At 39.6% G+C, this 2,574-nt stretch carries 1 protein-coding gene; it reads left to right on the forward strand.

What is annotated here, in order from left to right:
- Positions 1-373: 373 nt before the first annotated feature.
- Positions 374-2,281, forward strand: a complete 1,908-nt coding sequence (gene dxs / locus AFK68_RS02360) for a 1-deoxy-D-xylulose-5-phosphate synthase (RefSeq protein WP_094671325.1) — start codon at positions 374-376, stop codon at positions 2,279-2,281.
- Positions 2,282-2,574: the final 293 nt, after the last annotated feature.

Raw genomic sequence — 2,574 nt, forward strand, 5'->3', positions numbered from 1 at the left:
CTTTTATTCTCTTGAAATAGAAGGGAATAAAATTGAATTGATTAATTCTCAATTATCAATGATCCATTGGTAAACAGCCTCGAACCTAATTGTTTCCCTCTAGGCTAGTCAAGTAATTACTTCTTACTCCTATTTTTTCCAATGCTGATAATCAAGGTGAAAAAAAGAAGAGCATCTGTCAGAAAATCTAGCAGATTATCAAGAGATATTCCTTTAGTAGATTAATTCTACTCTGCATTATTAACAAATGTCTCGCGAAATTCTATAGGCTGATTCATAGCTGAAAAAAAGTACAGGTAAATTCCAAGTTCATCATCAAAAATACTCCCAGTTACAACTGCAAATCTACATCATAAATCTGAGTAAATAAAATATGCACCTAAGTGAACTTACTCATCCTAACCAGTTACACGGTCTTTCAATTCATCAACTAGAAGAAATTGCTAGACAAATACGAGAAAAACATCTAGAAACAGTCGCCACAAGTGGAGGCCATCTAGGTCCAGGGTTAGGAGTTGTAGAACTTACATTGGGTCTCTACCAAACTCTCGATCTAGATCGGGACAAAGTTCTTTGGGATGTAGGCCACCAAGCTTATCCCCATAAACTTATTACAGGTCGATATAACAATTTTCATACCCTGCGACAAAAAGATGGGGTTGCAGGTTATTTAAAACGTTGTGAAAATAAATTTGACCATTTCGGCGCTGGCCATGCTTCTACCAGTATCTCCGCTGGTTTAGGAATGGCATTAGCTAGAGATATGAAAGGAGATAACTTCAAAGTAGTTTCCATTATTGGGGATGGTGCTTTGACTGGTGGTATGGCTTTAGAAGCTATTAACCATGCAGGTCACTTACCCAAAACTAATATATTGGTTGTGCTAAACGATAATGAGATGTCCATCTCTCCCAATGTAGGTGCGATTTCTCGTTATCTCAACAAAATGCGTTTATCCCCACCGATGCAGTTTCTGAAGGATAATCTTGAGGAACAATTCAAACATATTCCTTTTGTTGGTGAAACCTTTACACCAGAAATGGAACGCCTCAAAGAAGGGATGAAACGTTTGGCAGTGTCAAAAGTAGGGGCCGTAATTGAAGAATTGGGCTTTACCTACATGGGTCCTGTTGATGGGCATAATTTGGAAGAACTAATTACAACTTTCCAACAAGCGCATCAAATTCATGGACCAGTGTTAGTTCATGTGTCCACAACTAAGGGTAAAGGATACGCAGTTGCTGAAGAGGATCAAGTTGGCTATCATGCTCAAAATCCATTCAATTTAGCTACAGGTAAAGCCTTACCTGCAAATAAGCCAAAGCCTCCCAAGTATTCTAAAGTTTTTGCCCATACTTTGGTGAAGCTTGCAGAAGATAACCCGAAAATTATGGGTATTACTGCTGCTATGGCAACTGGTACAGGTTTGGATAAACTTCATGCTAAATTGCCGAAACAATATATAGATGTTGGTATTGCCGAACAACACGCTGTAACTTTGGCAGCAGGTTTAGCTTGTGAAGGAATGCGACCTGTGGTTGGTATTTACTCAACTTTCTTGCAACGAGCTTATGACCAAATTATCCATGATGTCTGTATTCAGAAGTTGCCTGTTTTCTTCTGTTTAGACCGCGCTGGAATTGTGGGTGCAGATGGTCCGACTCACCAGGGAATGTATGATATTTCCTATTTACGTTGTATCCCCAATATGGTAGTTATGGCGCCTAAAGATGAGGGTGAGTTACAACGGATGTTGGTTACGGGTATTGAGTATACGGATGGAGCGATCGCTATGCGTTATCCTCGTGGTAATGGTTATGGTGTACCTCTGATGGAAGAAGGTTGGGAAGCTATTCCTATTGGTAAGGCTGAAATTCTGCGGAATGGTGATGATGTGCTGATATTGGGTTATGGTGCTATGGTACATCCGGCTATGCAAACTGCGGAGATTTTGAGCGAGCATGGTGTTAGTGCTACTGTGGTAAATGCTCGTTTTGTCAAGCCTTTGGATACGGAATTAATTCTGCCTTTAGCACAACGTATTGGTCAGGTTGTGACTATGGAGGAAGGCTGTTTGATGGGTGGTTTTGGTTCCGCAGTTACGGAAGCATTGATGGATAATAATGTGCTTGTACCTGTGTTACGTTTGGGTGTACCCGATAAGTTGGTAGATCATGCTAAACCTGATGAGTCGAAAGCTGATTTGGGTTTGACTCCTTCTCAGATGGCAGAACGTATTTTGCAGAGTTTTAAGCCTAAGTTATCGACTGTGAAGGTTTAAAGAAGCAGTCAGCTATCAGTAGAAGTACGTTTTCTAATGTTTAGAAGGGGATTTGAACCCCTCCTAAACCATCCAGTTTATAGAAATCGGAGATTTAACTAAGGTTCAAAAAGCTGATAGCTAAATGCTAAAAGCTAATAGCTACCTAATATTTTTGTGGGAAGTTCGGGAATAGATTTTTCTGCAAAGTAAATGTAGAGATGTTCTATGGAACGTCTCTACTTTGGTTTACCCACATAAAAACTACTGTAATATCATGTATGGTTGAATAGTTATAATTAAAGCTTGTAGTA

The sequence above is a fragment of the Hydrocoleum sp. CS-953 genome, from assembly GCF_002260545.1.
Lineage (GTDB): Bacteria > Cyanobacteriota > Cyanobacteriia > Cyanobacteriales > Microcoleaceae > Trichodesmium.